General features: G+C 77.9%; 1 protein-coding gene. It reads right to left on the minus strand.

From position 1 onward, the window contains the following. Positions 1-290 (minus strand): hypothetical protein (locus tag HCK04_RS40745; protein ID WP_168066734.1); only part of this gene is annotated, 290 nt, incomplete at both ends.

Consider the following 290-nt stretch of genomic DNA (forward strand, 5'->3'; position numbering starts at 1 on the left):
TGCGGACCAGGTCGAGCAGGGCCTCGGTCCGCTGGTCCGGAGTCAGTCCGTTCAGCCGGGCGGCGAGGGATGGTCCCCCGGCCGCCGCGCCGCGTACGGCGGGGCGGGCCTGCCGTACGAGCCCGCGCAGCAGCGGCGGCGGCGTCTCGGCCGTGGCCGTGAGGGCGGCAGGGACGACCAGGGGCACGCCCGGGTCGCGGAAGGCGACGGCGTCGAACAGGGCGAGTGCGTGCGCGGCGCTGAGCGGGCTGAGCCCGGTCCGCTTGATCCGCGCGTGGTCCACCGAGGTC

The sequence above is a fragment of the Microbispora sp. CL1-1 genome (assembly GCF_012034195.1).
In the GTDB taxonomy this organism is placed as follows: Bacteria; Actinomycetota; Actinomycetes; order Streptosporangiales; family Streptosporangiaceae; genus Microbispora.